This is a genomic window from Erythrobacter sp. CCH5-A1 (genome assembly GCF_001557115.1).
GTDB lineage: Bacteria > Pseudomonadota > Alphaproteobacteria > Sphingomonadales > Sphingomonadaceae > Erythrobacter.
Genome location: NZ_LSKQ01000202.1, coordinates 1 through 27,000, shown reverse-complemented (window position 1 = coordinate 27,000; position 27,000 = coordinate 1). Strand labels below are relative to the sequence as shown.

Genomic DNA, 27,000 nt, shown 5'->3' with positions numbered 1-27,000 from the left:
ATGCGGCTGAAGGCGGGATTGCTGGCGGGTGCGCTGATGCTGGCAGGGGCGGCGCAGGGCGCGGCGGCGCGCGACACGGTCGCCAGTTTCGACTGGCTGGCCTACGAATCGGAACAGGCCGAAGCGCCCGCGGGGCGCTATGCCAACCCCGTCATTCCCGGCTTCCACCCCGATCCCTCGATCGTGCGGGTGGGCAAGGATTTCTACGCCGTCACCTCGACCTTTAGCTGGTATCCGGGTCTGCCGATTCTGCATTCGACCGACCTCGTGAATTGGCGGATCATCGGCAACGCCATCGACAGGCCGGGGATGCTCGACTTCAGCGGCATCGGCACCAACCGCGGGCTGTTCGCGCCCGCGATCACCCATCACGAAGGACGGTTCTGGATCGTCAACACCTGCATCGAATGCGGAGGCAATTTCGTCATCACCGCCGAGGACCCGGCAGGCCCTTGGAGCAACCCGGTGTGGCTGGATTTCGGCGGGATCGACCCTTCGCTGCATTTCGAGCCCGATGGCACCGCGTGGATCGTCTACAATGACGCGCCTCCGGGCCCTGCGGAATATGAAGGCCACCGCGCGCTGTGGCTCCAGCAGTTCGACCCGGTCGCCATGAAAATGCTGCCCAAGCGCGTGTTGCTGCGCGACAAGGGTGTCGACCCGGCGAAGAAGCCGATCTGGGCCGAGGGGCCGCACATCTACAAGGTGGGCGAGTGGTATTACCTCCTCACTGCCGAAGGGGGGACAGCGGACCAGCATTCGCAGACCATCTATCGCTCGCGCACGCTCACCGGGCCCTACGAACCCGGGCCGTATAACCCGATCCTCACCCAGCGCGATCTGCCCGCAGGCCGACCCGACCGGATCGAGGCGACCGGCCATGCGGACATCGTCCAGCTCGAGGATGGCAGCTGGTGGGGCGTGTTCCTCGCCACGCGGCCCTTCGCCGGGCAATCGACGCTGCTGGGGCGCGAGACCTTCCTGCTGCCGGTGACGTGGAAGGATGGCTGGCCGCGTTTCTTGGAGAAGGGCGCGCCGGTGCCGCTGACGCCGCCAGCGCCGAGGCTCCCCGCGTCGAGCGGGGCGGCGTGGGACAATTGGCGCGAGGAGTTTCTCGGGCCGCTTTCGAACGAATGGCTCGCGCTGCGCACACCGGGCGCGGCGGAGCAGTGGGCGGTCAGGGACGGGGCGCTCGACGTCATCGCTGGCCCCGCCGCACCCGGCAGCATGGCGCGGCCCGCCTTCACCGGCCGGCGGCTGCGCCACCACAAGGCGTCCTTCTCCACCAAGCTCTCATTCACGCCCGAGCGGCGCGGGGATTTTGCCGGCCTGCTAGCCTTCATGGACGAGAACCACTTCCTTGCCGCGGGCAAGGAGCAGGGGCGGATAGTGGTCCGCCTGCGCACCGGGCCAAGCGACTGGTCGGGAGGCAAGGAAGTCGCCTCTGTACCGCTCGCGTACACTGGACCTGTCGAGCTCAAGCTGTCGCTCGATGGCGGCACAGCGGCGGTGTTTGTCCGTGAGGACGGCGTGACGACGTGGCGGCAGGTGGGCGGCCCGATCGATGTCGAACCGCTCGCCTCGGTCCATGCCGGGCTGTTCACCGGGTTGGTGGTCGGCCCCTACGCCTACTCGCCCGGCCCCTGACAAGGCCGGGCGACCCCACAGACCTAGTTGGTCTTGAAGACGTAGACCGGCCCCACCTCGATGGTCTGCGCGGCGCCCGCGAAATGCAGCGTCACATTCGCATCCCCCGCGCCGAAGCCGCGGGTGGCGGTGAAGGGCAGCTGGATCATCTGCCAGCGATCGCCCAGCTTGAAGGCCTTGTCGCCGAAGCCTTCATAGGGCGGCGTGCCGCTCTGGAGACGGGCGTAAACCAGCCCCTTGCCGTCGTCGGTCTGGGCGCTGATCGTGCGCGCAATCACCACCGCGACGAAGCTGTCGCCTTCCTTGACATCGGGCAGGATCGGAATGCCGGTGACCAGATCCCAGCGGTTCTCGCCGACCTTGGGGCTCGTGAAGCGGGTCGCCTTCTGGAGCCAGATTTCGGGCACGTCGAGCCCCTGCCAGGTGCCGCCCGCGCCGCCATTGGCCCAGGCACGGTTGGCGGGATCGTTGACCAGCCGGCCGAGGCTGCGGATCGCGTCGGGCATCTCGATTCCGGCCGCATCCTTGAGCGCCGGCGCCGTGGAGGCGGTCTGCGTGGTCTGGATCGTGGCGGCGTTCTTGACGACGATCATCTGGCCGACCTCGATGACCTGCTTGGCGCCCGCCAATTGCAAGGTGACGATCGCGTCGGCCTTGCGGATGCGCTTGTCGGCCTTGGCGGTGACTTCGAACCATTCCCAGTCCTTGCCGATCAGCACATTGGTGTCGCCGAAACCGTCATAGGGCGCGGCGTTTTCCTGGAAGCGTACGCCGACGATACCCTTGCCGTCCGACCGCTCGGAGCTGACGGTGCGGGCGTAGAAGCCGACTGTCACCTGCTCGCCGCTGGCGATGGCATCGAGCAGTGGGATGGTCGCGGCCGAGGTGTAGGGGAAGGCGCCCTTCGACTTGACAGTGAACACCCGCGCCGCGCCGCCGCCCGGGATGTCAGCCGCCTGCCGCGCGCCCGCCTCGAGTTCCGGGCCGTAGCTCGCCCAGTCGATGCGCGTGGGATCGTTGATGAGATCGCCCGGCACCTGCGCGTCGAAGGCGGCAAGTTCGGGCGGGAGGTTGGCACTGCGCGAGGATGCGGGCGCAGGCGCGGCGGCGCCGGCCGGAGCGGGCGGGGCGTCGGTGTTGTCCTTCAACCCGATCGCGCCGCGCAGGCCCGGCAGCCATTCGCCCTTGTCGTGATCGAAGAAAGGAAAGGTATTGGTGTAGGCCCACATGCACATCCCGATGCCGGTCGGCTTGAAGGCCTCGTAGATGGTGCGGTGATACTTCACCCGGTCGGCGAGCGGGATGAATTTGTCGTAAGCCCCGACCTCGCCCATGAAAGGGGTCTTGCCGGTGCGGGCGACATAGGCCTTGATCGCGGCGACATCCTTGGCGAGCTGCGCGGTATCCTGCGGCAGAGGGAAGTCGCGGCCGACGGGCGGCATGTCCGGCTTGGTCCACTCCGCGCCCTGATGGGTGTACTGGAACGGATCGTAGTAGTGGAACGTCGGGTGGATGTTCGGATCATCGGGCAGCGGCAGGGTTTCCAGCGACTTGATGCCGCTCCAGTTCTCCCCTCCGATGATCACCGCACGAGTGGGGTGGAGCTTCCGCACCTCGGCCAGCGCCGGGGCGAGGGTCTGCAAGAGATTGGTGTGGTTGAAGTTCTTGTGCGGCTCGTTCTCGAGCTCGAACCACAAGGTGTCATCGGGGTAGCCCTTGAAGGTATCGGCAATCTGCTTCCACACCCCGCCGTGCCAGGCGGCAACCTTCAGCGGATCATCGTGGATCGGATCGAAGTGGTGGCTGTTCAGGATCACATTGAGCTTTGCCGCGATCGCCCAGTCGACGATCTGCTTGACCCGCGCCATCCACTTGGGATCGACGGTGTAGGGCGGCTTGTCGGAGGACTTGTTGTGCCAGCGCACCGGCAGGCGGATCGTGGTGAAGCCCGCATCCGCGATGCGCTGCAGATCCTCCTGCCGCACCGGCACGCCGCCCCATGCGCCTTCGGTTTCGGGCTCAAGCGTGTTGCCGAGGTTGATGCAGGTGCCAACCGGCAGCGGCGGAGTGACGGCGGGGGCTGCCGCAACCGGGGCAGCCGCCATCGGGGCAAGGGTCAGCGCCGCCAGCGGCAGCAGCGAAACGAAAGCCTTGAGGGTCATCTCTCTCTCCGGAAAACAAGCGGCTCTTGCGGCCGTTCAGTCACTGGCTTTGCCGCCTTTCAGCGGCACGGCAATACCTGCTCGGCGTCTGAGCCCAGCCGCACTTCGGCAATGGCGTAATCGGCTTTTCCTTGTGTCTCGAGCACGAAGGGCCGGTCGAGCTTCGCCACATCCGCGCCCTTTCCGCGCAGGCACTTCAGGGGGATGCCGTAGCGGACATATCCGGGCGTCTCGGGCAGGCTGACGGCGGCGAAGCCATCGGTGCCGGGCCCGCGCACGCCGATGCGCGCGGCGTCGGGGGCGTCCCACACCCTGAGCGTGACCAGCACCATGACATCGCCATTGGTCTCGCGGCTGACGTCGATGGTCTCGAACTTGCCGAGCTGCACGCTCGCCGTGCCGCCGGTGATGGCGAAGCGGCGCGCGCCTTCCTGGACCTTGAAGTTCTCCGCCGTCACCCGCGCGCGGCCGCCCAGCGCCTCGGCGGGGAGGGTGGTGACGCGGGTCTCGACCTCGTCACCCGTGCCGGCCACCCACAGCGACCAGCGCGCCGCCGGGGTCCCGGCATTGAACCACACCCGCGCGTCCGCGCCGCTTGCCGCGGCATCGAGCTCGGGCAGGGCGGTGTAGGCGGCGGCAGGCGACTTGTAGTCCAGCCCGTAGCCGAACGGGAACAGAACCCCGTCGGCGATCTGCGCGGCGCGCGGCCAGTCGGCGGGGAGCTTGCCGGCGAAATCGAAGCGCGGCTTGCCGGAGCTGTCACCCACCAGCACATCGGCAACCCCGCCGCCCTCGCTGCCCGGCAGCCACGCGACCACGAAAGCATCGGCGGCGTTCAATGCCGGGTTCACATAGAGCGGCCGCCCGGTGATCATCACCGCCACCACCGGAATGCCTTGCGCCTTGAGCTTCTTCATCGTCGCAAAGGGACCGGTCAGCTCGGGATCGAGCAGCAGCGCCGCGCGGTCGCCCTGGAACTCGGCATAGGGGGTCTCGCCGAACACCACCACGGCGGCATCGGGCTTGTCGGTAAAGCTGCCGTCGGGGGAGAGCACTGCGCTGCCGCCGCCCGCCTCGACCGCCGCTTTCAGCCCGCCCCAGATGGAAGTCGCGCCGGGGAACTGGCTGTTGTTGAGGCCCGTCCCTTGCCAGCTCAGCGTCCACCCACCGGACTGGCGTGCGATATCGTCGGCCCCGTCACCCGCCACCAGCAGCCGCTTGCCGGGCGCGAGCGGCAACACGCCCTGGTTCTTGAGCAGCACCAGCGACTTGCGCACCGCTTCGCGCGCCACCGCACGGTGCTCGGGCGCGCCGAGGAGCTCGTATTGGCCGGACCAGGGGCGATCGGAGGGCTTGCCCGCCGTGAACAGCCCGAGCCGCGCCTTGACCCGCAGGATCCGCGCGACACCCTCGTCGATGCGGGCCATCGGGATCGCTCCCGATTTCGCGCGGGCGAGGAGGTCGTTCCAGATCGGCTTCCACGTGTCGGGCGCCATGTACATGTCGACCCCCGCCATCAGCGCCTGCGGGCAGGCCTCGTTGGTGCATCCCGCGACCTGGCCGTGGGCGTTCCAGTCTGACACGACGAAACCGCCGAAATCCATCCGGTCCTTGAGCACGCCGGTCACCAGCGAATGGTTGCCGGTCATCTTGACGCCCTGCCAGCTCGAGAAGCTGACCATCACGGTCGCTACGCCCTCGGCGATCGCCGGGCCATAGGGCTTGCCGTGGATATCGCGAAGCTGCTCTTCGCTGACCGAGCTGTCGCCCTGATCGACGCCGCTGTCGGTCCCGCCATCGGCGAGGAAGTGTTTGGTCGAGGCGATCACGTAGGGCCCGGCGAGCAGGTTGTCTCCGGTCGGCGGCCCTTGCAGCCCGCGCACCATCGCGCCGACATAGGAGGCGACCAGATCGGGGTTGGAGGAATAGCCTTCATAGGCGCGCCCCCACCGGAAATCCTGCGGCACCGCGACGGTGGGCGCGAAGGTCCATTCCTGCCCGGTGACGCGGATTTCTTTCGCAGTTACCGCGCCGATCTTCTCGATCAGCGCCGGATCGCGCATCGCGCCAAGGCCGATATTGTGGGGGAAGAGCGTCGCGCCGATGATGTTCGAGTGGCCGTGCACCGCGTCCGTGCCCCAGATGACGGGCACGCCGACGCCCCCGTCCGAACGGTCCACCGAGGCAAGGTAGAAGTCGTCGGCCGCCTTGAGCCAATCGGGCGCGGGCGACAGATCATTGCCGTTCGGGCCGGAATTGCCCCCGACCAGGATCGAGCCGAGCTTGTATTTCCTGACGTCTTCCGGCGTGACGCAGCACAGATCCGCCTGGACGAGCTGGCCGACCTTCTCCTCGATCGTCATGCGCGCGATCAGGTCGGCGATCATCTTTTCGTGATCGGCCCGAACCGGCACGGGGTAGGTGTAGGCTGGCCATAGCTCGGGATGCGCGGTGCCGGGAGGCGGGGCAGCCGGTGTCTCGGCAAGTGCCACGGTTGCAAGGCTCGCCGCAGCGAGCAGGCCCGCCGCAAGGCAAGCGCGTGTTGAGGCCCGGTGGCCCATCATGTCCCTCTCCCGTAGCGGCTCAGCCCGCCATGCCCAGCGCTTTTGCTAACGCTAACATGAATGTTGTAAAATCTGCGTGCGGAAGTCAATCCGATGGCGAAGGCGGGCGCATGCCGAATGTTGGATTTTGCAGTAAATAGCTGAAAATTACATTTGTTCTGCCCAAATTATAGGAAGAAAGCGTCGGCACAACAAGCAATGGTAGCGATACCATGCCTGCCGGAAACGATTCGCCCTTGGGGCGCCATCGATTATCCGCGCGCCACGGTCTCGAGCAATTCGCCGGTCACCGGGTAGCCCGCATCTGCCAGGATCGTCAGCCACGGCTTGCCGTCTTGCTCGACCACCTGCGGCATGATCGTGCGTACCGGGATCGCTTCGGCCTGCGCCTTGGCCTCGGCGAAGCTCGCGAACAGGGCAAGGCGCTCGAGATTGCGGCGGGTGGGGAAGATCAGCTTGATCTCGCCCCGCGCGGCGGCATCGAGCGCGCCTTGCGCGGTGGTCCAGAACAGGTGCGTGTTCTCGGTGTGGTCGATCGACACCTCGACCGCGCCCGTGCCGAGATTCGCCAGATAGAAGCGCGTGTCATAGACCCGTGCGATCGCCTCGTTCTTGGGAAACCAGCGGGCGAAGGGCGTGATCTGGGCAAGGTCGAGCTGCCAGCCGAAGGCTTCGAGCACCGGCGCCAGCGCGCCGCACTCCGCCAGCATCTTGCGCGCGGCACCGGCGCTGGCTGCGCTGATCTCGCCCGACAGGCCGAGCGCGAGGCCGGTTTCTTCCAGCGTCTCGCGCACTGCGGCGATCTGGTGCGCGGCCTCATCGGGCGTAAGGCCGTGCGCGGCGGCAACCCTTTCGCCAAGTTCGTAGTCGGCCGGATCGACCCGCCCGCCCGGAAAGACCGCCATCCCGCCCGCAAAGGTCATGTTGCGCGAGCGCACCGTCATCAGCACTTCGGGCGCGCCGTTGTCAGGGGCGTTGCGGAAGATGATGATGGTGGCGGCAGGAATGCCTTCGCGGCCTGGATCGGGGGCGGATTCGGTGGTCATCGCGGCAAAGGATGGCCGCACGGCACGTGCTTGCCAAGAGCCAAGGCGCAATCCTGCCGCGCACCACGAATTGGTTGCCCTCGCGCTCGGGGCGCCGGGGAAGGGGTGTCGGACGGCTTTACAACTCGCGGTTAAGCTCGAGATAACGGGACTGCCAAAATGTCGGATTTACGCGATTTTTCCAGTTTGGCACGGGGTGTGCATTACACGAGGCGGTCCCAATGGTCTTCGACGCGAGGCGCGCCCATCCTGGTCTCCGGGTTGCGCCTCCCCGAAAATGAAAAAGCGCTCCGCACTGGTCCTGCGGAGCGCTTTTTTGTTGTCCGCACCCGCCTTGCGCGGGTGCATCCTCGGCGCTGTTCCTTCGCTGCGCTACGTGCGCCTGCGGGCGGCCAGTCGACCTTGCGGCCCTGCGGACCGACACATCGCCACAATCGAGGGCTGCGCTGATGTCGGTCGCGTAGCGACCGCAAGCGCGAACGCGCGCTCGAAGCGGGCGCAGCTTGCTGCGCGTCTAGCGAGTACCGAACCCGCGGAGGCGGGTGCGGAACGCAAAAATCAAACCTTCGCGACGCCCTGCTCGTCGAGCATCGCCTGCAACTCGCCCGCCTCGAACATCTCCATCATGATGTCGCTGCCGCCGACGAATTCGCCCTTCACATAAAGCTGGGGGATCGTCGGCCAGTCGGAGAAGCTCTTGATGCCCTGGCGGATCTCCATGTCCTGCAGCACGTCGACGCCTTCATAGGCGACGCCGCAATGATCGAGGATCGCGACTGCACGGCTGGAAAAGCCGCATTGCGGGAAGAGCGGCGTGCCCTTCATGAACAGCACCACGTCGTTGCTGGTGACGAGATCGGAAATGCGGGCGTTGACGTCGGACATGGGATTTGCGGCCTTGGCAGGTGTTGTCTGTTGCGAAGCTACTTGGGAACCACGGTGGTGACTTGCAAGGCGTGCAGCACCCCGCCCATCCTGCCGCCCAGCGCATTGTAGACCAGCTTGTGCTGCGCCACGCGGCTGAGGCCGGCAAATTGGGGGGCGGTGACGGTCGCCGCCCAGTGGTCGTCGTCGCCCGCAAGATCGCGTAGTTCGACCAATGCGCCGGGCAGGGCGGCGGTGATCGCCTCGGTGATCTCGCGCGCGGTCATCGGCATGGAATTACACCTCGCCGAGCAGCTGGCGGCGCGCCTCGATCGCCAATTCGGCGAGACGGCTGCGGATGTCGGCCTCGGTGATGTCGATCTGCGCGGCGGTGAGGTCGCCCAGCAGCTTGCGCACCACGTCCTCGTCACCCGCTTCCTCGAACTCGGCCTGCACCACCGCCTTGCGGTAGGAATCGGTCTCTTCGGGGGTGAGGCTCATCAGCCCGGCGGCCCATTCGCCCAGCAGGCGGTTGCGACGGGCGAGGATGCGGAAGGCGGTTTCTTCCTCGAGCGCGAAATGGGCTTCCTCGGCGCGTTCGCGGTCCCTGAAGTCGGTCATGTTCATGTTGTCCCTTGGGTGACGATCCGCGGGCAGCGATAAAGCGGGCGGGCCGCGCCTTCAAGCGCGATCCCGCCCGGTGCGGATACTAATCCATCGTCACCACGAGCTTGCCGACCGCCTCGCGCGCTTCGAGCTTGGCGATGGCCTCGCCGGCGCGGGCGAGGGGGAAGGTTTCGCTCACCAGCGGATCGATCTTGCCCGCCGCCATCAGGTCGAACAGTTCCATCACCTGCGCGTGGAAGCCCTTGGGGTCGCGCGCGGTGAAGGCGCCCCAGAACACACCGCAGATGTCGCAGGACTTCAGCAGGGTGAGGTTGAGCGGCATCTTGGCGATCCCTGCGGGGAAGCCGACCACGAGGAAGCGGCCCTCCCACGCGATGGCGCGCAACGCGGGCTCGGAATATTGCCCGCCGACGATATCGTAGACGATGTTGGCGCCCTCGGGCCCGCATGCCTTCTTGAAGGCGTCGGCGAGCGCCTTGGAGGCATCCTTGTCCATCGCCTCGCGAGGGTAGATCACCACCTCGTCCGCTCCGGCCTTGCGGGCGACCTCGCCCTTCGCTTCGGAGGAGACGGCAGCAACGACGCGCGCGCCAAAAGCCTTGGCGAGTTCGATGGCCGAAAGCCCCACGCCGCCAGCCGCGCCGAGGATCAGCACGGTGTCGCCTGCCTTGATATGGCCGCGGTCCTTCAACCCGTGGATAGTGGTGCCGTAGGTCATCAGCAGCGAGGCGGCCTTCTCGAACGGCACGCCGTCGGGAACCTTGAACATCCGGCCAGCGGGCACGACGACCTTTTCGGCAAGGCCCCCATTGCCGATCCCGGCGAGCACCCGATCACCCACGGCGTAGCCTTCGACGCCTTCGCCGACCGCCTCGATCACGCCGGAAATCTCGCCGCCGGGCGAGAAGGGGCGCTGTGGCTTGAACTGGTACATGTCGCGGATAATGAGGCCGTCGGGATAGTTGATCGCGCAGGCCTTGACCGCGACCAGCACCTCGCCCTTGCCGGGGGTCGGGGTTTCGACCTCGTCGAGCGTCAGGGTTTCCGGCCCGCCGGTCTGGTGGGTGCGAATGGCTTTCATTGTGTCCTCTCCCAGTATGGTAATTCTATGCGGATGCGGTGCCGCGCATCAGCCACGGCTGGGCAGCGGTGCGCTGCGCCTCGAACCCGCCGATTGCCTCCCCGCGCGCCATCGTCAGCCCGACCTCGTCGAGCCCGTTCAGCAGGCAGTGCTTGCGGAACGGGTCGATCGCGAAGGTGAAGCGGTCCTGATAGGGGGTGGTGACGGTCTGCGCTTCGAGATCGACGGTGATCTCGAGCCCCTCGCGCGCAACCTCGAGCAGCCGATCGACCGCCTCCTGCGGCAGCACCAGCGGGAGGATCCCGTTCTTGACCGCATTGCCCGAATGGATGTCGGAAAAGCTCGGCGCGATCACCACCCGGATGCCGAGATCGAGCATCGCCCAGGCGGCGTGCTCGCGGCTCGATCCGCAGCCGTAATTGTCTCCCGCGATCAGGATCGGCGCACCCTTGTAGGCTGGGTCGTCGAAGACATTGCCGGGCTCTGCGCGCAGCGATTCGAACGCGCCCGCGCCCATACCCTCGCGGCTGACGGTCTTGAGCCACTTGGCGGGGATGATGATGTCGGTGTCGACATTCTTGAGGCCAAGCGGAATGGCGCGGCCTTCGACGCGGTTGAGGGGCTGCATGGCGTTCCTGTCAGTCGGTCTGGGGCGGCTCGCCCGAGGGGATCGGGCCGGGCTGAGTCGGCTCGTTGGCGGGCTTCTTCTTGCGCTTGCCGGCGTAGAGCAGCGCTGCGGCCACGGCCGCCGATCCGATGGCACCCGCAGCAGCGATCGCGGCGTTGCGGGCGGTGTTGTTCTTGGGCTTGTCGGTCATCGTGTTTCCATGCGCCTCGCGGGCAAGGGTTTCAAGGCGTTCTCGTCAAACAAGTTCGCGCACGTCGGCAAGCCGCCCGGTCACCGCCGCAGCCGCCGCCATGGCAGGCGAAACCAGATGCGTGCGCGCGCCCGGCCCCTGCCGCCCGACGAAATTGCGGTTCGACGTTGAGGCGCAGCGTTCGCCCGGCGGGACCTTGTCGGGGTTCATGCCGAGGCACGCCGAACAGCCCGGTTCGCGCCATTCGAAGCCGGCTTCGGTGAAGATCCGGTCGAGACCCTCTTCCTCGGCCTGCGCCTTCACGAGGCCGGAGCCGGGGACGACGATCGCCCAGCGCACGTTTTCGGCCTTGCGGCGGCCCTTGAGCACCGCGGCGGCGGCGCGCAGGTCCTCGATCCGGCTGTTGGTGCAAGAGCCGATGAAGACGTTCTCGATGGGAACTTGCGTCATCGGGGTGCCGGGGACGAGGCCCATGTAGTCGAGGCTCTTCTGCGCCGCGACGCGCTTGGACTCCTCGGCGAAGTCCTGCGGCGAGGGCACGCGCCCGCCGATGGGCACGACGTCTTCGGGCGAGGTGCCCCAAGTGACGCTGGGTTCGACATCGGCGGCGTTGATGGTGACCGACTTGGCGAACGCCGAGCCCTCATCTGTGTGGAGCGTGCGCCAATAGGCGACCGCTGCGTCCCACTCTGCACCCTTGGGCGCCATCGGGCGGCCCTTGAGATAGGCAAAGGTCGTGTCGTCCGGGGCGATCAGGCCCGCGCGGGCGCCGGCCTCGATGCTCATGTTGCAGACGGTGAGGCGCTCCTCGATGGTCATGCGCTCGAACACCTTGCCGCGATATTCGATCACGTAGCCGGATCCGCCCGCCGCGCCGATCTGGCCGATGATGTGAAGGATCAGATCCTTCGCGCTAACGCCGGGGCCGAGGTCGCCCTCCACGCGCACTTCCATCGGCTTTGACTGCTGGAGCAGCAGCGTCTGGGTGGCCAATACGTGTTCCACCTCGCTGGTGCCTATTCCGAAGGCAAGCGCCCCAAGGCCCCCGTGGCAAGCGGTGTGCGAATCCCCGCAGACGATGGTGGTGCCGGGCAGCGAGAATCCCTGCTCCGGCCCCACCACATGGACGATCCCCTGCTCCTTCGCGGTCGCGGGGATATAGCGGATGCCGAAGGCTGGCGCGTTCACTTCGAGTGCCGCAAGCTGGGCGGCGCTTTCCGGATCGCTGATGGGGACCGGCTTGCCCGCCGCATCCACCCGCGCCGTTGTCGGCAGGTTGTGATCGGGCACGGCGAGGGTAAGTTCGGGCCGGCGCACCGGTCGGCCCGCCAGCTTCAGCGCCTCGAAGGCCTGCGGGCTGGTGACTTCGTGCACCAGATGCCGGTCGATATAGACCAGCGCCGTCCCGTCATCGCGCGTCTCGACGACATGCGCGTCCCAGATCTTTTCATAGAGGGTGCGGGGGCGGCTGGCCATGGCTCTGGTCCATCACTTGGGGGCTGGGAGAGCGGCCCAATAGTCACGATTGCCGAGCCGTGGCAAGATTGCGGCGATTTCCGGTCACGCTGTGGTGGAAATTGTAAAATTCTTGCGCTAGTTTACATTCATGTCAGCAATCGCGCCCCTTTCGCCCGCCTTTCTCCACCCGATCAAGGTCGTGGCGGCCGACATCGACTTCATGGGTCATGTCAACAACGCCCGCTATCTCAACTGGGTGCAGGACGCGGTGCTGGCCCATTGGCGCGGGATCGCGCCGGCCGAGGATGTGGCGACCAAGGCCTGGGTCGCGTTGAAGCACGAGATCACCTACCGCAAGCCCGCCTTCCTCGAGGATGACGTGATCGCGCAGACCGTGCTCGAACGCTTCAATGGCGCACGCGCGTTCTATTCGACGCTGATCAAGCGCGGCGAGGACGTGCTCGCCGAGGTGCAATCCTCGTGGTGCTGCATCGATGCCGAAACCCTGCGCCCCGCGCGCATCGGCGAGCATTTGCGTGAGTTCTTCTTCCCCAAGGGCGAATAGGGCAGCGTCAGCCTTGCACCACGCTGCCGTCATCTTCGACTTCGACGGCGTGATCGCCGACAGCGAAATGCTTGCCAATCTGGTGCTGGCCGAGGAGCTCACCCGGCTCGGCCTGCCGACCAGCCTCGAGCAGAGCTATGCCCGCTATATCGGCACGCGCTGGGACGAGATGATCGCGCGGATCGAGGCGGCGCTGGGCCGCGCGGTGCCGCCGGATTGGAGCGCGCAACTGTCCGACACGATGATGGCGCGCTTCCGCCGCGATCTGGCCGAGGTGCCGGGGGCGGGAGCCTTCATCGCGATGCTGGGCAGTCTGCCGCGGGGGATCGCGTCCTCCAGCAGCCCGGAGCGCTTGGCGCTGTGCCTCGAGGTGCTGGGCCTTGCCGAGGCTTTCGGCCCCCACGTGTTCAGCGCCGAGCTTGTCACGCTCGGCAAGCCCGCCCCCGACATCTACTTGCTCGCCGCCGAGCGGCTCGGGGTCGCGCCCGAAGCGTGTCTCGTGATCGAGGACAGCCCGTCGGGGGTCAAGGCGGCCAAGGCGGCGGGGATGGAGGTGGTCGGCTTGCTCGCAGGCGCGCATATCCAGCCCGGCCACGATGCGCGGCTGCGGGCGGCGGGTGCCGATCATCTCGCGCCGGGTTGGGACGCGGTTGCGGGTCTGCTGCGCGGCTAGAGTGATTTCGAGTGAAATGGAACATTTCACGGCTCGGAAATCACGGCAAACCAAAAACCTAGACCGCGCTTTTGGTTCAACCAAAAGCGAACAAGGTCTAGGGCTAACGCCGCCGGAACGCCGCGCGCACCGCGCCTGCAGCGCCCGCCGCAAGTAACGCCGCCGCGAGCGCGCCGAAGGGATTGATGCGCGCGAAGGTGTAAAGGCTTGTCCGGCGCATCGGCAGCGGTCCGTAGACCCGGCCTTCGCCGCCTCCGGTGCGGAAACCCCGCGTGCCGCTGTTCTGCGCCGGCTGGTCCGGATCAATCGCGGTGCTGAAGAAGGCGTATTGAAAAGCGCGGTCGGCCAGATGGGGGAATGTCCGTGCGAGCAGCGTCATCGCCCGTCCGCCGCCGCCCACGATCAGGTCGCGCGTCGGGTGCGCGGCCGCATGCAGGATCGCCTCGGCGACCAGATCGGGCGAATAGATCGGCGGCGGAATCATCGCCCGCGCCTCCATCCGGTTCAGTGCCTTGTCGACGAAGGGCGTGTTGATGCCCGAGGGCTGGATCAGGCTGACGCTGACCGGCGCCTTTTCGTGCATCAGTTCGAGCCGCAGCGAATCGACAAAGCCCTTCACCGCGTGCTTGCTCGCCGCATAGGCCGACAGCACCGGGGAGGGCATGTCCGAGGCGATCGAGCCGGTCACGATCAGCGCGCCGCCATTGGCTTTCAGATGCGGCAGCGCCTCGGTCGCGCAGTGGACGGTGCCCCAGTAATTGGTCTGGAACAGCTGGCGGTGGTCGGCGTCGGAGATCTCCTCGAGCAGGGCATAGGCGCCCACCCCGGCATTGCTGACGAAGGTGTCGAAGCCGCCGTGGCGGGCGATGACCTCTTCGATCGCGGCGGCGACATCCTCGCGGCTGCCGACGTCGGCGACGATCGTGTCGCAGCGCCAGCCTTGGGCGCGGATCGGCGCGGCGGCGGCTTCGAGGCCTTGCTCATTGCGGGCGAAGATCACGACGTTGGCGCCGCGCTCTGCGGCAAGGCGGGCGGCGGCGAGACCGATGCCGGAGGAGCCGCCCGTGATGACGATGGTCTGATGGTCGAGCGGCTTCAGTTTCATCGCGCGGGGGCTCCGGTCGGGTGAAGGGGCAAAGCAAAGCGCTCCGGCGAGGCTGCGGCCCTAACCTTCATCAGGCGCGCGCGGCCCGGTCGCAGGCGAGGCACCGTGCGGCGCATGGCCTGCGCCAGCAAACGCAATTGCCGTTTGGCGTGCGCGCTCTATACGCATCTTCATGCAAGCCCCGCGCGTATCCTTCGGCTGATGAACCCGCATTTCACCTTGCCCTCGCACGGCTTCCAGCGCGCCGTCGGCCTTGCGCTGGCGGTGGCGATTGCGGGGAGCTGGATGGCGATCCACGCCTATGCGATGTTCGTGTTCGAGCTGACATGGAGCAACTGGCCCTTCGCCCTCGGCATGGCCGCCGTGCAGTGCTGGCTTTCGGTCGGTGTGTTCATCGTCTGTCACGATGCGATGCACGGGACGCTGGTGCCGGGCAATCCGAGGCTCAACGCCGCGATCGGCACCGTGCTGCTGGCGCTGTATGCCGGCTTTGCCTTTGGGCACCTGCGCGATGCGCACCACACGCACCACAAGCTGGCAGGCCACGCCGGCGACCCCGATTTCGACGAGCAAAATCCGGCCGATTTCCTGCGCTGGTATGCGACGTTCTTCCGCCGCTATTTCGGCTGGCGCTCGATCCTGTTCGTCCACACGGTGGTCGGCATCTACTGGCTCGTGCTGGGGATTCCGATGGTGCATATCGTGCTGCTGTACGGGCTGCCGGCGCTCGCATCCTCGGTGCAGCTGTTCTACTTCGGCACCTTCCGCACCCATCGGCACATTGCAGGCGAGCCTGCCAATGGCTTTGCCGACCATCACAACGCCCGCTCGGAAGATTTCAGCACGTTTGCCAGCCTCGCCACCTGCTTCCATTTCGGCTATCATCTCGAACATCATCGTCGACCCGACGTGCCGTGGTGGGCGCTCCCGGACGCGCGCCGGGCCGGAGTGGGCCGCGTTGCAATGACCGAAAAGGTGCCCGCATGAGCTGGCTTGAAGTGTTCCTCACCGTCATGTCCTCGCTGATCGGGATGGAACTGTTCGCATGGTATGCGCACAAGTACATCATGCACGGCTGGGGCTGGGGCTGGCACCGCGACCATCACGAGCCGCACGACAACGTGCTGGAGAAGAACGACCTGTTCGCCGTGGTGTTCGGCACGATCAACGCCGCGATGTATATCTACGGCTCGCTCTACTGGGACTGGCTGTGGTGGTTCGCGGTGGGAATCACACTCTACGGGGTGATCTACACGCTCGTTCACGACGGGCTGGTGCACCAGCGCTACTGGAAGTGGGTGCCGCGCAAGGGCTACGCCAAGCGTCTGGTGCAGGCACACAAGCTCCACCACGCGACCATCGGCAAGGAGGGCGGGGTCAGCTTCGGCTTTGTCTTCGCGCGCGACCCCGCGAAGCTGAAAGCCGAACTCAAGGCACAGAAGGAAGCGGGACTCGCCGTGGTGCGCGACAGTGCCGGGGCCGGGGAATTCGAGACGGTGGGGCGTAACCTCTAGGGCGCCTGCGTCAAACTAAGGTTGTTGCCTTCGGGATCGAGGAACCACGCGACTTTCGCGCCCGTTGCGGGGTGCGTCCACACGCCGCGCGCGTCCTGCCCGTAGCCCTCGTAGATCGCGAAGGTTACGCCATTGGCGGTCAGCGCATCGATCGCAGCCTCCATATCGTCAACCTGCCAGCCGAGCACCGTGTGGGGGCCCGGCTTGTGGTTTTCGATCGTCGTCAGCCGCAGCGTGGTGCCCGCCAGATCATAGCTGACCGCGAAAGGATCCTCGCCGATTTCGGTCAGCCCCAGGGTCTCGGTGTAGAACCCGCGTGCCTTGGCCAGATCGGCGGTGAGCACGAAGCAGACGGGCTTGGCGTTCGCGAGCATGGCGGATCTCCCCAACAGGGCGACTCGCCCAGCGCTTATCTTGCCCGAGCGGAGATTACGCTATCTGACCCTGCGCGCCAGAGGGACTATCCAGCCGCCAGCCGTGCGGCGTGTTCCTTCACCAGCGCGATCATGTTCGGCACTCCTTGGGTGCGGTTGCTCGACAGCTGGTTTTTCAGATCGAAGGGCGCAAGAGCACCCATCACGTCCATGCTTGCGACCTCGGCGGCGGGCTTGTCCTGCACCGTGGCGATCACGAGCGCGACGATGCCCTTGGTGATCGCGGCATTGCTGTCGGCAAGGAAATGAAGGCGCGCCGCATCCGTGCCCGCCGGATAGACCCACACTGCCGCCGAACAGCCGCGCACCAGCGTCGCATCGGTCTTCAGCGCCTCGGGCATGGGCTCGAGGCTGCGGCCCAGCTCGATCAGCAGGCCGTAACGCTCGTCGCCTTCGAGGAATTCGTACTCTTCGAGAATGTCGGAAAGGGTGCGCATGGGGACCCGTTACCGAGGCCCCGCGCGAAAAGCAAAGGGGGCGTTTACCCGCCGATGCCGCCCGGCCGGGTCAGGGCGTAGTAGATCACGTAGAACCAGCTGAGGAAGCCGTGGATCGCGGCCCAGATGATCGACTTGTGAAGGCTCCAGCTGATCGCCACCGCGATTGCGCTGCCAAGCCCGATGCCGGCCTGGGCGGCGGTGGAGCGCGGGCCGCTCACAGTTCGACCCCGCTGGCGATCGCTTCGAGCTTGCGGATGCGCTCCTTGAGGTCGGCAAGCTCGATCCGCGCGGTGCCGAGCCCCGAGCCCTCTTCGCCGCTGCTGCGGCCTGCAGGCACACGCTCGAGCTCCGAGCGCTTGAGCTCCAGCCATCCCTGCCAGGCGCGCAAGGCCGCCCCGGCAAGCACGATAACGCCGACGAGAAACCCCGCGGTCAGCACCACGGTGGGATCGAGAAGAACGCTCGTCATTGGTCCGTTCCTTCCGTTCGGGCCGCAGGCAGGCCCCGCAGCGCTTCGATTTCGGCAGCGATCCGCGCCTGTTCGCGCGCATCGCCGGTGTTGGCGTCGGTCGCGATGCGTTCGAGCACCTTGACCCGTTCGCGTAGGGTCTCGAGCTCGCGCCGCGTGGCCTCCAGTTCGGCCCGGCTTCCCGCGTTGTCGGACGCGGCGAACTTCTGGTTGCCGTCCTCGTCGGTGACGATCCCGGCACGGGCCCGCGCGACCTGCACGACGCCCCAGATGAGGATGCCCACCAGGGCAACGATCGCCCAGCTGCTCATTACTGCATCCGTTCCTTGTCGGTGCGCATGTCCGCGCCGATCCGCAGGTCTTCGATCTCCATCGCCAGCTGCTGGCCGCGGTCGGTGGCGATGCGTTCGAGCACCTGCATCCGCGATTCCAGCCGCTCGACCTTGGCGGCATATTCCGCCGCCTTCTGGGCCGAGCGGTCGGCCATCAGTTCCAGTTCCTTCTCGCGGTAGGCAAGCCTGCGCTTGTAGATGTCGCTGCCTACGCCGAGCACCACGGGCACGATCACCACCATGAAGATCAGGGCAAGAAGCATGAGTTCGTCGTCCATCACACGCTCTCCTTTGCAATCCTGAGCGCCTCGATCTCGTCGGCGAGCAGGGTGCCGCGGTCGGTGGCGATGCGCTCGAGCACGCGCAGGCGATCCTCGATCATCTGCTGGCGCTCGGCGATCTCGCGCACCTCGGGGCCGGTCTGGCCAGCCTTGGCCTCGTAGCGCAGCCGCTTGCCCTGCATCACCTTGTCGACGATGCCGTTGATGCTCATGCCGGCAATCAGCACGATTGCGACAATCGTCATCGCGATGACCACCATCTCGCCCATCATGCTTCCCCCTTGTCCTTGAGCCCTTCCAGAGCACGTTCCCGCAGCGCGTCGATCTCAGCACCGAGGTGGTAGCCGCCGTCAGTCACGATCCGCTCGACATTGGCGAGCCGGTCCTTGATGCTGCCGAGCTCGGCGCGCAGCTGGGCGTTCTCCTGGGTGAGCAGAACCACCCGCTCGGCCGTGTGCTTGTCGGAACCCGGCTTCAATGACTGACCCCACATGCCTTCGAGCGGGTAGCCGTTCTTGATCTTCATCCGCGTCGTCTGGAACGAAGCGGCGATCCCGAGCGCGCCGAGGGTGAAGGCCCCGGCAATGACCCACCCGATATAGGGCAGCACAGCGCTGAACTCCTCCATCACACGCGCTCCTTGCCCAGGGCCGGCGTCTCGCGCAGGGCCTCGATCTCGGCGCTGAGCGAATAGCCGCGGTCGGTGACGATCTTCTCGAGCACGATCATGCGGTCCTGCATCGCGTCGAGCTTGTCGTGCAGCGCCTTGTTCTCGGCCGCGAGGCGCCGGGCCTCGGCCTGATCGGGCTTTGCAGTCTTGCCGCCCCACTCGTCCTCAAGCGGGTAGCCGTGCTTGGCGCGGATCCAGTTGTTGACGAGCCAGCCGGCCGTGCAAACCGTCACGATCAGCAGGATGAACATCGCACTACCAGGTTCCATCACACGCGCTCCTTCTTCTCGAGACCGGGCGGCACGCCCGCGCCCTCTTCATCCACCCGGCGCTGGTCGCGCAGGGCTTCGATCTGAGTGGCGATGTCGTAGCCGCGGTCGGTGACGATGCGTTCGAGCACGCGCACCCGATCCTCGAGCCGCTGGATCTGGCCGACATATTGCGCGGCCTTCTCTGCGGTCTGCTCGGCGGTGGCGCCGACCTGCATCTCGGCCATCTTCTGCTGGTGCTTGGTCCAAAGGGCAACGATCGGGATCAACAGAGCGAAGATCGGGATCGAAAGGGCCATCATGCCTTCCATTGTACGTGTCCCCTGTTTTTTGGGTTCGAAGGTTCAGCGCAGCCGCTCGATCTCGGCGGTCAGGCGCGGGTTGCTGCTGACGTAATGGGCTTCGACTGCGGCCAGGCGGCGGTCGATGTCGCGGAAGCTCGCCTTGATCTCGCGCGCGGTGCGGCGCGGGCTCTGGCGCACGCCCTGCCAGTACTTCTGCTCGTTCTCGTCGCGGTAGAGGTAGGGCGGCTTCTTGTTCAGCAGGAAACCGGCGACGAAGTAGGCGAAGATCGGCCAGCCCATGCTGAAGGCGAGGACCAGAGCCACCAGGCGAACCCAGAAGACATTCACCCCGGTGTAGTCGGCGATCCCGGCGCAGACGCCCATGATCTTGCCATTGTGCTTGTCGCGATAAAGCGTGGTGCGCGGGCTGTTCACGAGCGGGTTCCCTTCTTTTCGAGCATCAGCTTTTCGAGTTCGCGCAGCTGCTCGTTGTCCTTTTCATGATCGGCGATCAGGCGGCGGGCGGGGGTGAAGCTCGGATCGTCGCTGGCGACGAGGCGCTCCACAGTGTCCATCCGCTCGTCCAACCGCTTGGCGAGGTTGTAGAGCTCCTCCAGCAGCACCTCGTCATCGGCGGTGATGGTGGGCGCGGTCTTCCACTTGGTCATGTAGTGCAGCACCATCCACGGCAGGCCGATGAAGATGGCGGCGATGGCCATGACGCCTTCGATATCCATGACTTATTCCCCCTTTTCGTCGGTCTTGCCGAGCGCCTTCTTCATGGCGGCGAGTTCGTCGTCGATCGCGTCCGACCCGGCGAGCGCGGCGATTTCATCGGCGAGCGACGGAGTCTTGCCTTCCGCGATCTGCAGCGCATCGGCGCGGCCTTCGGCGTAATCGACCCGGCGTTCGAGCTGGTCGAAGCGCGCCAGCGCCTCGTCGGTGCGCTCGGTGCTCATCAGCGTGCGCAGCTTGACGCGGTTTTCGGCAGATTCGAGACGCGCGGCGATCGCGGTCTGGCGGCTGCGGGCTTCGCGCAGGCGGTGCTGCAGCTTGGCGATGTCTTCCTCGTAGGCGCGCAGCGCGTCGTCGAGCACGGCGATTTCGGCCTTCAGCTGGTCGGCCATGTCGCCGGCCTTCTTCTTCTCGACGAGGGCGGCACGGGCAAGATCCTCGCGGTCCTTGCTGAGCGCGAGCTGCGCCTTCTCGCCCCAGTCGGCCTGGAGCCTTTCGAGCTTCACGCAGTGACGATGCATCTCCTTCTGGTCGGCGATGGTGCGCGCCGCGCTGGCACGGACTTCGACCAGGGTTTCCTCCATTTCGAGGATGATCATGCGGATCATCTTCGAAGGATCGTCCGCCTTGTCGAGCATGTCGTTGAAATTGGCGGCAATGATGTCACGGGTACGGCTGAAAATGCCCATGAAGGCTACTCCATCGAGAAACGAATTGACGCGGTCCAGCGGGGCGACTCGCGGGTCTTGCCGCTCGTCGGTGCGGGCGCGAGATTGGCCCTTGCCGGGGTTGCGGCGCAAGGCTTCGATTTCCTCGTCGAGCCGCGACAGGGGGTTCCCGGCCGACAGCAGGCGCGAGGGTTGGGCCGGAGCATCGCCAAGATCGACATTGCGGGTGGGTACCGCGATGCGATCGGCGTCGGCAGGGGGGACATCCTGCGAGGGGCGCTCCGGCCCGAGGGGGTCAAAGGGATCGGCCACTTCAGGCGATCTCGATCACGGCGCCGGCTTCGCTCGCGGGATGGGCGAGCGGTGCGGCGTGGGCCGCGCCCGGCTGAAGCTGCGAGGACAGCGCGATCATCAGCACCATCGCGGCAATGCTGGCCATCGCGGCGTGGCCGAGTTTGGTGTTCCAGAAGCTGGCCTGGCTGGCGTTGCGGTCGATCATTGTGGGCCTCCCCATTGGTGTCCGTGGTGTTGCCCGGTATTTTGCATAGGCTGTGCCAAACCGCGTGAATGGCGGAATTCCGCGGTTTTTCGCGCGTGGGGCGGACAAGGTGTTGGCCTCTATTGCCAAGCATTGGGGAATTTCACTATAGTTTGGACATGAAGCTCGAGAGCCAGTTCATCGGCCAATCCGGGGCCTTCCTCGACGCGGTCGAGCGCGCCTCGCGCGCCGCGGCCATGAACCGCCCCGTGCTTGTCATCGGCGAGCGCGGCACGGGTAAAGAACTGATCGCCGAACGCCTTCACCGCCTGTCGAGCCGCTGGGACGAGCCGCTTGTCACCATGAACTGCGCCGCGCTCCCCGAAACGCTGATCGAGGCCGAGCTTTTCGGCCACGAGGCCGGGGCCTTCACCGGCGCCACGAAGGCCCGCGCGGGCCGCTTCGAGGAGGCCGACCGGGGCACGCTGTTCCTCGACGAGCTCGGCACGCTCAGCATGGGCGCGCAGGAGCGGCTGCTTCGCGCGGTCGAATATGGCGAGGTCACCCGCATTGGCGCCTCGCGCCCGATCCGGGTCGACGTGCGGATCGTCGCGGCCACCAACGACGATCTCCCCGCGCTCGCGGCCTCGGGCGAATTCCGCGCCGACCTGCTCGATCGCCTCAGCTTCGAGGTCATCACGCTCCCCCCGCTGCGCGTGCGCGAGGGCGATATCGGCGTGCTCGCCGAGTATTTCGGCCGCCGCATGGCCGCCGAGCTCGACTGGGAGCGATGGCCGGGCTTTGCCCCCCACGTGAAAGAAGCGCTCGAGGATCACCCCTGGCCCGGCAATGTGCGCGAGCTGCGCAACGTGGTGGAACGCGCTGTTTATCGCTGGGCCAATGACGACATGCCGATCGCGCATGTCCAGTTCGATCCCTTTGACAGCCCGTGGCGCCCGCGACCGCCCGAGCATCGTCGCGCCGCCGGCGCCGCGTCCGGCACGCCGAACGGGCCGGCGGGCCACGCCGCCACTTCACCTGCGAGCGCCAGCTTCGATTCCATCGAGGACCTGCGCGCCGCCGTCGACGCGCACGAGCGCGCGATCCTGGCGCATGCGCTGGGCAAGCACCGCTGGAACCAGCGCCAGACCGCCCGCGCGCTCGGGCTGACCTACGATCAGCTGCGCCATTGCATCCGCAAGCACGCGCTGATGGAGGGGCAGGACTGACGCGGCTCTAACGGATTTGAAAGTCTTTTCGATTATTGCCAAGCTCCGATCTGGGGCGAAACGGGACCGTGCTGAACCTGTCCGAATATTTCCTGTGGGATTTCGGTAATCTGCGTGGCGACGCGGGCCAACCTGCCGCGCCCTGCCGGAGCGCGATCTGACATGCGCCCCGATATCTCCGCCACGCTCCCGCAGCCTTTGTCTCCGGCGCCCGCTTCGGGTAAACTAACGGTGGTCGCACCGGGATCTGGAGCCGATTCGCGCGCCCCCGACAGGGGCAGCCACCCGGCGCCCGATCTGCCGCGGGGGGAGCAAGGGATGGTGGACCCTAAGCCTCAGCCGACCGATGGACCGGGCTTTCCGGTCGGTCGCCGCTCGGCCCCGCGCCTCAGGCTCAGCCTGCCCGCGCAGCTGATCTCGGTCGAAAAGGCGCATACCTGCATCCTCCTCAACCTCTCGCGTACCGGGGCGCAGGTCGCCATCCTCGACGCGGTACGCGAAGGCGAAGGCGCGATCCTGCGCTGCGGGATCATCAACCACTTCGTGATCGTCGCCCGCAGCGAATTCGGCCTCAACGCGCTTTTGTTCGACGAGCCGCTCACCGACGCCGTCGTGCTGGAGACGCGGCGATACCACGAGAATTTCGAGGAGCGCGAGCGGCGCGCGCTGATCGAGACCGCGCGCAAATGGGCGACCGGAGACACCAGCGACGATCGCGCGATCTGAAGGCGCGCGGCCCGTGGCTGTAGCCGCGCCTACGTACTACCCCCGGGTGTCCGCCGACCGGACCTTCACAGTGCCGATGTTAATCGTGCCGGATGATGGCGGCCGATCATGACATCACTCAGGCGCAGGACGGTGCGGCAGTGGCTGCTGCGGCAATCGGCCGCCGGGCTGCGCCCCGTCTGCGCCTGGCGATCCCGGCGCGCTTCATCTCGGTCACGGCGACGCAAGGCTGCATCCTGCTCGACATATCCCGCAGCGGCGCGCGGATTGCACTGGCGAGTCCGGCGCCTTTCCGCCAATCGGGCTATATCGAGATCGGCCGGTTCGAACTGTTCGGCATGGTGGTGCGCAGTGAGCGCCTCGGAGACGGGGGGATCAACGCGGTCGCCTTCGACGAGCCGATGAGCGAGGCCGAGGTGCTCGCGATCCGCAGCTTTGCCGAGGTTTTCGAGCAGCGCGAGAGGCAGTCGCTGCGGGATCAGGTGCGCCGCTGGGTCACGGGCGAGCGCTGAGGCCAGTCGCGTCAGGGCGCGCTTGATGCTTGCCAAAGCGGGCAAAGCCGCCTACATGCGCAGCCAATCCCGACATTGTCACAACAAGGTTTGGATGCTGGCGCCTTGCGGGGCCGGCCCGAAACCGCGTTGGCGTCCCGATGCCGCAATAGCCTGCTACGAAAGAATCCATGGCCGATATCGCCCGCCTGACCCAGCTGATCGAACCCGAGGCAACCGCGCTCGGGTTCGAACTGGTGCGCGTGGCGTTTCTGCCCTCCGAGGCAGGCGACGGCGGCATGGCCTTGCAGATCATGGCCGAGGACCCGGCCACCGGGCAGCTGGTGATCGATCAATGCGCCGCCCTCTCGCGCCGTGTGTCGGACGTGATCGACGCGGCCGAAGAGGCAGGCGAAGAACTGATCGAAGGCGCCTATCATCTCGAAGTGTCCAGCCCGGGCATCGACCGCCCCCTGACCCGCGACAAGGATTTCGCCAACTGGGCCGGGCACGAGGTCCGCATCGTCATGGACAAGGGCTATGCCGGCCAGCGCGTCAACAAGGGCGTGCTGGGCGGGCTCGAGGATGGTATGGTCCTCGTGAAAGAAGTGAAGGCTGGCGAGGTTCGCCTGCCGCGCGCAGAAATCCACACGGCCAAGCTCGTCCTCACCGACGCGCTGATCGCCGCCACCCGCCCGCTGGACACCAGCGGGGCCGAAGAACTCATCGAAGAAGATACAGAGAAGGCAGACGACTGATGAGTGCCATTTCCGCCAACAAGGCCGAACTCCTTGCGATCGCCAACGCGGTTGCCTCGGAAAAGATGATCGACAAGGCGATCGTCATCGAGGCGATGGAAGAGGCGATCCAGAAATCCGCGCGCAACCGGTATGGCGCGGAAAACGACATTCGCGCCAAGCTCGATCCGCTGACCGGCGATCTGACGCTGTGGCGCGTGGTCGAGGTGGTCGACGTGGTCGAAGACTACTTCAAGCAGGTCGATCTGAAGCAGGCCGAGAAGCTCCAGCCGGGCGCCAAGGTGGGGGACTTCATCGTCGACCCGCTGCCCCCGGTGGATCTCGGCCGCATCGACGCGCAGTCCGCCAAGCAGGTGATCTTCCAGAAGGTCCGTGATGCCGAGCGCGAGCGCCAGTTCGAGGAATTCAAGGACCGTCAGGGCGAAGTCATCACCGGGGTGATCAAGTCGGTCGAATTCGGCCACGTGATCGTCAACCTCGGCCGTGCCGAGGGCGTGATCCGCCGCGATCAGCAGATCCCGCGCGAAGCCGCCCGCGTGGGCGAGCGGGTGCGCGCGCTCATAACCAAGGTCGAGCGCAACAACCGCGGGCCGCAGATCTTCCTCAGCCGCGCGCACCCCGACTTCATGAAGAAGCTGTTCGCGCAGGAAGTGCCCGAAATCTACGACAACATCATCGAGATCAAGGCCGCCGCCCGCGACCCGGGCAGCCGCGCCAAGATCGGCGTGATCAGCCGCGATTCCAGCATCGACCCGGTCGGCGCCTGCGTCGGCATGAAGGGCAGCCGCGTGCAGGCGGTGGTGCAGGAACTCCAGGGCGAGAAGATCGACATCATCCCCTGGTCCGAAGACACCGCGACCTTCGTGGTGAACGCGCTCCAGCCCGCCACGGTCAGCCGCGTCGTGCTCGACGAGGATGACGGCCGCATCGAAGTGGTGGTGCCCGATGACCAGCTCAGCCTCGCGATCGGCCGCCGCGGCCAGAACGTGCGTCTGGCGAGCCAGCTCACCGGCCACCAGATCGACATCATGACCGAGGAAGAGGCTTCCGAGAAGCGCTCCAAGGAATTCGCCGAGCGTTCCAAGATGTTCGAGGAAGAGCTCGACGTCGACGAAACCCTCTCGCAGCTGCTGGTCGCCGAAGGCTTCGCGGAGCTTGAGGAAGTGGCTTACGTGGACCTCGCGGAACTCGCGAGCATCGAAGGCTTCGACGAGGAACTGGCCGAGGAACTTCAGAGCCGCGCTCTGGAAGCGCTCGAGCGTCAGGAAGCCGCGCACCGCGAAGTGCGCCGCGGCTTGGGCGTGGAAGATGCCCTCGCCGAAATCCCGCACCTCACCGAAGCGATGCTGGTCACGCTCGGCAAGGCGGGGATCAAGACGCTCGACGATCTCGCCGATCTCGCCACCGACGAGCTGATCGCCAAGAAGCGCGAAGCGCCGCGCCGCCGTAACACTGCCGATGGCCCGCCGCAGCGTCGTCCGCAGCGCGAGACCGACAAGGGCGGGGTGCTCGGCGAGTATGGCCTGTCGGAAGAGCAGGGCAACGAGATCATCATGGCCGCGCGCGCACACTGGTTCGAAGACGAACCTTCCGAGGAGGCCGCCCATGCGGACTCCACCCAATGAGCGCCTGACGTCCGACATCGCTGAGCCGTCGCTTCCCGCCAAGGCCGGAAGCGAGCGGCGCTGTATCCTCACCGGGGAGACCTCGGCGCGGGATGGACTCGTGCGTCTGGCGATATCGCCTGACGGGCTGGTGCTGCCCGATGCCGCGGCCAAGGCCCCCGGGCGGGGTGCGTGGATCGGGGTTAGCCGGGCAGAGCTTGAACAGGCGCTGGCCGATGGCCACCTCAAGAAGGCGCTGATGCGCGCCTTCAAGGGTGCGCCTCTCTCCATTCCCGACGATCTTCCCGAGAAGGTCGAGGCGGCGCTGGCGCGTCATCTCGGCGACCGGCTGGGCCTCGAACTGCGCTCGGGCAACATCGTAATGGGCTCGGCCCGGATCGAGGAACAGGCGAGGAGCGGCCGGATCGCCGTGCTGCTGCACGCTTCCGATTCCAGCGAGGACGGTCGCCGCAAGCTCGATCAGGCCTGGCGGGTCGGCAATGATGCCGAAGGATCGGGCCAGCGCGGCACGGTCTTGCCACTGGACCGCACCGCGCTGTCTGTGGCATTGGGCCGCGACAACGTGGTCCACCTCGGGGTCGCCGGCCATCCCGGCGACATGCGCGCCGCAGAGCGCGTGCTCCAGGCGGTCTCCCGGCTGGTGCATTATGCCGGGAACGACGGGACGAACGCGACGAACTCAAAGGGCCGGGATGCATCCGGCGACGCCGACCGGCCGGAGGGCAGGGCGGCGCATATCGAAGAATACGTGAAGGACTGACGAGCGATAATGAGCGACGACAACGACAACCAGCGCACCCGCAAACCCCTCGGCCTCAAGCGGTCGGTGGATGCGGGCGAGGTCAAGCAGACCTTCAGCCACGGCCGCACCAACAAGGTGGTGGTCGAGGTGAAGCGCCGCCGCGTGCTCGGCAAGCCGGGCGAGGCCGCGCCTGCCGCGCCGCCGCCCGCTCCCGAACCCGTCGTGGCCGCGCCGCCGCCGCCCCC

At 66.6% G+C, this 27,000-nt stretch carries 37 protein-coding genes; 12 read left to right on the top strand and 25 right to left on the bottom strand.

Features of this window, described 5'->3' with window-relative positions; genetic code table 11:
* Positions 1 to 1,647 carry a glycoside hydrolase family 43 protein gene (locus AX708_RS12025; RefSeq protein ID WP_233999652.1) on the top strand — a complete coding sequence of 549 codons (1,647 nt, stop codon included), beginning with the start codon at positions 1 to 3 and terminating at the stop codon, positions 1,645 to 1,647.
* Positions 1,648 to 1,670: 23 nt separating this feature from the next.
* Here the strand turns inward: AX708_RS12025 and AX708_RS12020 are convergent, their stop codons facing one another.
* The 10 genes from AX708_RS12020 to leuC form a co-directional block, all read right to left on the bottom strand.
* Positions 1,671 to 3,809: a glycoside hydrolase family 5 protein gene (locus AX708_RS12020; RefSeq protein WP_066524910.1), complete on the bottom strand. Its 2,139-nt coding sequence runs from the start codon at positions 3,807 to 3,809 to the stop codon at positions 1,671 to 1,673.
* A 59-nt stretch (positions 3,810 to 3,868) separates the two neighbouring features.
* A complete protein-coding gene (locus AX708_RS12015) occupies positions 3,869 to 6,373 on the bottom strand; it encodes a glycoside hydrolase family 3 protein (protein ID WP_066524907.1) in 2,505 nt (834 codons plus the stop codon).
* Positions 6,374 to 6,624: 251 nt separating this feature from the next.
* Positions 6,625 to 7,419 (bottom strand): NUDIX domain-containing protein, encoded by a 795-nt coding sequence (locus AX708_RS12010; RefSeq protein ID WP_066524904.1) that lies wholly within the window; start codon positions 7,417 to 7,419, stop codon positions 6,625 to 6,627.
* Between the two features lie 558 nt (positions 7,420 to 7,977).
* Positions 7,978 to 8,304 (bottom strand): Grx4 family monothiol glutaredoxin, encoded by a 327-nt coding sequence (grxD, locus tag AX708_RS12005; protein WP_066524900.1) that lies wholly within the window; start codon positions 8,302 to 8,304, stop codon positions 7,978 to 7,980.
* A gap of 38 nt (positions 8,305 to 8,342) precedes the next feature.
* Positions 8,343 to 8,576 carry a BolA/IbaG family iron-sulfur metabolism protein gene (locus tag AX708_RS12000; RefSeq protein ID WP_066524899.1) on the bottom strand — a complete coding sequence of 78 codons (234 nt, stop codon included), beginning with the start codon at positions 8,574 to 8,576 and terminating at the stop codon, positions 8,343 to 8,345.
* 4 nt (positions 8,577 to 8,580) lie between these two features.
* On the bottom strand, positions 8,581 to 8,904 hold the full coding sequence (locus AX708_RS11995) for a DUF1476 domain-containing protein (protein WP_066525043.1): 324 nt from the start codon (positions 8,902 to 8,904) through the stop codon (positions 8,581 to 8,583).
* Between the two features lie 88 nt (positions 8,905 to 8,992).
* The gene (locus AX708_RS11990; protein WP_066524888.1) at positions 8,993 to 9,991 is read right to left on the bottom strand and encodes an NADPH:quinone oxidoreductase family protein; all 999 of its coding nucleotides are present in this window, start codon (positions 9,989 to 9,991) and stop codon (positions 8,993 to 8,995) included.
* 25 nt (positions 9,992 to 10,016) lie between these two features.
* The gene (gene leuD / locus AX708_RS11985; RefSeq protein WP_066524886.1) at positions 10,017 to 10,619 is read right to left on the bottom strand and encodes a 3-isopropylmalate dehydratase small subunit; all 603 of its coding nucleotides are present in this window, start codon (positions 10,617 to 10,619) and stop codon (positions 10,017 to 10,019) included.
* Between the two features lie 10 nt (positions 10,620 to 10,629).
* Positions 10,630 to 10,809 (bottom strand): isopropylmalate isomerase, encoded by a 180-nt coding sequence (locus AX708_RS11980; RefSeq protein ID WP_066524883.1) that lies wholly within the window; start codon positions 10,807 to 10,809, stop codon positions 10,630 to 10,632.
* A gap of 45 nt (positions 10,810 to 10,854) precedes the next feature.
* Complete coding sequence (gene leuC / locus AX708_RS11975) at positions 10,855 to 12,285, bottom strand: 3-isopropylmalate dehydratase large subunit (RefSeq protein WP_066524880.1); 1,431 nt, start codon at positions 12,283 to 12,285, stop codon at positions 10,855 to 10,857.
* A 130-nt stretch (positions 12,286 to 12,415) separates the two neighbouring features.
* Here leuC and AX708_RS11970 point away from each other — a divergent pair, with 130 nt between their 5' ends.
* Both AX708_RS11970 and AX708_RS11965 read left to right on the top strand, forming a co-directional pair.
* Positions 12,416 to 12,832: a thioesterase family protein gene (locus AX708_RS11970; RefSeq protein ID WP_066524877.1), complete on the top strand. Its 417-nt coding sequence runs from the start codon at positions 12,416 to 12,418 to the stop codon at positions 12,830 to 12,832.
* Positions 12,833 to 12,845: 13 nt separating this feature from the next.
* The gene (locus AX708_RS11965) at positions 12,846 to 13,505 is read left to right on the top strand and encodes an HAD family phosphatase (protein WP_197425816.1); all 660 of its coding nucleotides are present in this window, start codon (positions 12,846 to 12,848) and stop codon (positions 13,503 to 13,505) included.
* 103 nt (positions 13,506 to 13,608) lie between these two features.
* Here AX708_RS11965 and AX708_RS11960 read toward each other — a convergent pair whose 3' ends face one another.
* Positions 13,609 to 14,610: an SDR family oxidoreductase gene (locus AX708_RS11960; RefSeq protein WP_066524874.1), complete on the bottom strand. Its 1,002-nt coding sequence runs from the start codon at positions 14,608 to 14,610 to the stop codon at positions 13,609 to 13,611.
* A gap of 201 nt (positions 14,611 to 14,811) precedes the next feature.
* Here AX708_RS11960 and AX708_RS11955 point away from each other — a divergent pair, with 201 nt between their 5' ends.
* Positions 14,812 to 15,597 carry a fatty acid desaturase gene (locus tag AX708_RS11955; protein WP_066524870.1) on the top strand — a complete coding sequence of 262 codons (786 nt, stop codon included), beginning with the start codon at positions 14,812 to 14,814 and terminating at the stop codon, positions 15,595 to 15,597.
* Positions 15,594 to 16,124: a sterol desaturase family protein gene (locus tag AX708_RS11950; protein WP_066524867.1), complete on the top strand. Its 531-nt coding sequence runs from the start codon at positions 15,594 to 15,596 to the stop codon at positions 16,122 to 16,124. Before AX708_RS11955 ends, AX708_RS11950 begins: the two co-directional genes overlap by 4 nt.
* On the opposite strand, the gene AX708_RS11945 is transcribed toward AX708_RS11950, so the two are convergent.
* The 14 genes from AX708_RS11945 to AX708_RS11885 all read right to left on the bottom strand — a co-directional run bounded on the left by AX708_RS11945 (position 16,121) and on the right by AX708_RS11885 (position 21,205).
* Positions 16,121 to 16,498 carry a VOC family protein gene (locus AX708_RS11945; protein ID WP_066524864.1) on the bottom strand — a complete coding sequence of 126 codons (378 nt, stop codon included), beginning with the start codon at positions 16,496 to 16,498 and terminating at the stop codon, positions 16,121 to 16,123. The genes AX708_RS11950 and AX708_RS11945 overlap by 4 nt on opposite strands.
* An 86-nt stretch (positions 16,499 to 16,584) precedes the next feature.
* On the bottom strand, positions 16,585 to 16,995 hold the full coding sequence (locus AX708_RS11940; RefSeq protein ID WP_066524861.1) for a SufE family protein: 411 nt from the start codon (positions 16,993 to 16,995) through the stop codon (positions 16,585 to 16,587).
* Positions 16,996 to 17,039: 44 nt separating this feature from the next.
* Positions 17,040 to 17,216: a hypothetical protein gene (locus tag AX708_RS20915; RefSeq protein WP_197425815.1), complete on the bottom strand. Its 177-nt coding sequence runs from the start codon at positions 17,214 to 17,216 to the stop codon at positions 17,040 to 17,042.
* The gene (locus AX708_RS11935; RefSeq protein WP_066524858.1) at positions 17,213 to 17,467 is read right to left on the bottom strand and encodes a hypothetical protein; all 255 of its coding nucleotides are present in this window, start codon (positions 17,465 to 17,467) and stop codon (positions 17,213 to 17,215) included. The genes AX708_RS20915 and AX708_RS11935 overlap by 4 nt, the downstream gene beginning before the upstream one ends.
* Entirely contained in the window at positions 17,464 to 17,778 is a 315-nt protein-coding gene (locus tag AX708_RS11930; RefSeq protein WP_066524855.1) for a hypothetical protein, read from the bottom strand. Before AX708_RS11930 ends, AX708_RS11935 begins: the two co-directional genes overlap by 4 nt.
* Positions 17,778 to 18,077, bottom strand: coding sequence for a hypothetical protein (locus AX708_RS11925; RefSeq protein ID WP_066524853.1), 300 nt, complete (start codon positions 18,075 to 18,077; stop codon positions 17,778 to 17,780). Before AX708_RS11925 ends, AX708_RS11930 begins: the two co-directional genes overlap by 1 nt.
* Positions 18,077 to 18,352, bottom strand: coding sequence for a hypothetical protein (locus AX708_RS11920; protein ID WP_197425814.1), 276 nt, complete (start codon positions 18,350 to 18,352; stop codon positions 18,077 to 18,079). The genes AX708_RS11925 and AX708_RS11920 overlap by 1 nt, the downstream gene beginning before the upstream one ends.
* A complete protein-coding gene (locus tag AX708_RS11915) occupies positions 18,349 to 18,708 on the bottom strand; it encodes a hypothetical protein (RefSeq protein ID WP_066524851.1) in 360 nt (119 codons plus the stop codon). The genes AX708_RS11920 and AX708_RS11915 overlap by 4 nt, the downstream gene beginning before the upstream one ends.
* Positions 18,708 to 19,019 carry a hypothetical protein gene (locus AX708_RS11910; protein WP_066524848.1) on the bottom strand — a complete coding sequence of 104 codons (312 nt, stop codon included), beginning with the start codon at positions 19,017 to 19,019 and terminating at the stop codon, positions 18,708 to 18,710. The genes AX708_RS11915 and AX708_RS11910 overlap by 1 nt, the downstream gene beginning before the upstream one ends.
* A complete protein-coding gene (locus tag AX708_RS11905; protein ID WP_066524846.1) occupies positions 19,019 to 19,330 on the bottom strand; it encodes a hypothetical protein in 312 nt (103 codons plus the stop codon). Before AX708_RS11905 ends, AX708_RS11910 begins: the two co-directional genes overlap by 1 nt.
* A gap of 33 nt (positions 19,331 to 19,363) precedes the next feature.
* The gene (gene pspC, locus AX708_RS11900) at positions 19,364 to 19,738 is read right to left on the bottom strand and encodes an envelope stress response membrane protein PspC (protein ID WP_066524843.1); all 375 of its coding nucleotides are present in this window, start codon (positions 19,736 to 19,738) and stop codon (positions 19,364 to 19,366) included.
* Positions 19,735 to 20,040 carry an envelope stress response membrane protein PspB gene (gene pspB / locus AX708_RS11895; RefSeq protein WP_066524840.1) on the bottom strand — a complete coding sequence of 102 codons (306 nt, stop codon included), beginning with the start codon at positions 20,038 to 20,040 and terminating at the stop codon, positions 19,735 to 19,737. The genes pspC and pspB overlap by 4 nt, the downstream gene beginning before the upstream one ends.
* A gap of 3 nt (positions 20,041 to 20,043) precedes the next feature.
* Positions 20,044 to 20,868, bottom strand: coding sequence for a phage shock protein PspA (pspA, locus tag AX708_RS11890; RefSeq protein WP_066525040.1), 825 nt, complete (start codon positions 20,866 to 20,868; stop codon positions 20,044 to 20,046).
* A gap of 151 nt (positions 20,869 to 21,019) precedes the next feature.
* The gene (locus tag AX708_RS11885; protein WP_066524837.1) at positions 21,020 to 21,205 is read right to left on the bottom strand and encodes a hypothetical protein; all 186 of its coding nucleotides are present in this window, start codon (positions 21,203 to 21,205) and stop codon (positions 21,020 to 21,022) included.
* Positions 21,206 to 21,363: 158 nt separating this feature from the next.
* On the opposite strand from AX708_RS11885, the gene pspF reads away from it, so the two are divergent.
* From pspF to AX708_RS11850, 7 genes are all read left to right on the top strand, one after another.
* Positions 21,364 to 22,413 carry a phage shock protein operon transcriptional activator gene (pspF, locus tag AX708_RS11880; protein WP_066524834.1) on the top strand — a complete coding sequence of 350 codons (1,050 nt, stop codon included), beginning with the start codon at positions 21,364 to 21,366 and terminating at the stop codon, positions 22,411 to 22,413.
* Positions 22,414 to 22,731: 318 nt separating this feature from the next.
* Entirely contained in the window at positions 22,732 to 23,139 is a 408-nt protein-coding gene (locus AX708_RS11875; RefSeq protein ID WP_066524831.1) for a PilZ domain-containing protein, read from the top strand.
* Positions 23,140 to 23,231: 92 nt separating this feature from the next.
* Complete coding sequence (locus AX708_RS11870; RefSeq protein WP_066524829.1) at positions 23,232 to 23,651, top strand: PilZ domain-containing protein; 420 nt, start codon at positions 23,232 to 23,234, stop codon at positions 23,649 to 23,651.
* A 170-nt stretch (positions 23,652 to 23,821) separates the two neighbouring features.
* The gene (rimP, locus tag AX708_RS11865) at positions 23,822 to 24,388 is read left to right on the top strand and encodes a ribosome maturation protein RimP (RefSeq protein ID WP_066524828.1); all 567 of its coding nucleotides are present in this window, start codon (positions 23,822 to 23,824) and stop codon (positions 24,386 to 24,388) included.
* Complete coding sequence (gene nusA, locus AX708_RS11860; protein WP_066525030.1) at positions 24,385 to 26,013, top strand: transcription termination factor NusA; 1,629 nt, start codon at positions 24,385 to 24,387, stop codon at positions 26,011 to 26,013. The genes rimP and nusA overlap by 4 nt, the downstream gene beginning before the upstream one ends.
* Entirely contained in the window at positions 25,994 to 26,773 is a 780-nt protein-coding gene (locus tag AX708_RS11855) for a DUF448 domain-containing protein (RefSeq protein ID WP_082745370.1), read from the top strand. Before nusA ends, AX708_RS11855 begins: the two co-directional genes overlap by 20 nt.
* A 9-nt stretch (positions 26,774 to 26,782) precedes the next feature.
* Positions 26,783 to 27,000: translation initiation factor IF-2 associated domain-containing protein (locus AX708_RS11850; RefSeq protein ID WP_156454571.1), on the top strand; the 218-nt coding region annotated here is incomplete at its 3' end.